The 984-nt window shown below is 61.2% G+C and carries 1 protein-coding gene; it reads right to left on the bottom strand.

The genetic code is table 11. The annotated features are described in order from the left end of the window. Positions 1 to 284: 284 nt before the first annotated feature. A complete protein-coding gene (locus tag ABD287_RS18390) occupies positions 285 to 704 on the bottom strand; it encodes a DUF6086 family protein (protein ID WP_344174801.1) in 420 nt (139 codons plus the stop codon). Positions 705 to 984 lie beyond the last annotated feature (280 nt).

Genomic DNA, 984 nt, shown 5'->3' with positions numbered 1-984 from the left:
GCCAGCCCCCGAAACCTCGGCGACATCGTCCGCGCAGCCGTCCACCTCACCCACTTCGAATACCGGTACCTACCGAACCCTCGTTGAGATCACCTCAGTGCCTAACTACAGGCTTTAATACCCAAGGTCTATCGGATATCCAACACCGTGCGATCCGCCACAGCATAAAAGGGAAAACCATCCACGATGCGGGCCACGCTCTCCACCACGAAACGGGCTGTCGCCGTCGGACCTCAGCGCCGGTCGGCCGGTCACCGGCAATCGGGAGGTCCCGACAAATGGCATCAACATGGCATGGCTCTAGCGTGCTCACCTGCAAGATTCTGTAAATGCTTGACGTCGCCCAGAGGACGGACTCCACCAGCACCTACTGACACGTCTCTGGGATCCAGCGCACTGGAGGTCGGCAGCAAGGGCACGGCGCGGCCAGCACGATCGACTAAAACCAGCGCGGTCGCGGTGAATCCCTCGAGTAAGGACCTGAGGATCGGGTGACTTGACGACCTGTACTGCGAGACCAATGCATCAACGAAGGCGACGAATACGTCCAGGTCGATGTCGTACTCATCCGCGCATGTGGCGACGATCCTAGTCGGTACGTCAACCAGTACAGCGACCGCCTCACTGGTACTGAAAAACAACCCGGCTACCTGGCTGGAAGGGTTCCACAGGACGAGGTCGCCTACCTGGAAGTACTGACTCATGTCGCCATAGTCCCCGACAGGCGCTAGCCGGCCACTGCCCACGGAGGCCCGCCGTTAGACAAGATTGGACATCCGCTTGTGCCGCTGACAGGGCCGTGCAGCGGCGGTTCACCACAAGCTGTGGTGGTTTGCCGATGCGACGTTCCCCGCCGGGTCGTCAAGCATGACTACCGCCGGGCAGGGGGGCTTCCCCCAGGATCGTGGACACCGGTTGTTATGCGGCGAGGGCGAGAGTAGCTGATCGTTGTTCGTAGGCGATCGGGCTCTGTTGGCCGAGGGC

Source organism: Pilimelia columellifera subsp. columellifera, assembly GCF_039532605.1.
Taxonomy (GTDB): Bacteria; Actinomycetota; Actinomycetes; order Mycobacteriales; family Micromonosporaceae; genus Pilimelia; species Pilimelia columellifera.
Note: the sequence above shows the minus strand (reverse complement) of the source record. Positions and strands in the feature narration are given on the sequence as shown.

Excerpts from the sequence above, each read along its gene's own strand:
- ABD287_RS18390 (WP_344174801.1), bottom strand. The coding sequence starts at position 704 with ATGAGTCAGTACTTCCAGGTAGGCGACCTCGTCCTGTGGAACCCTTCC.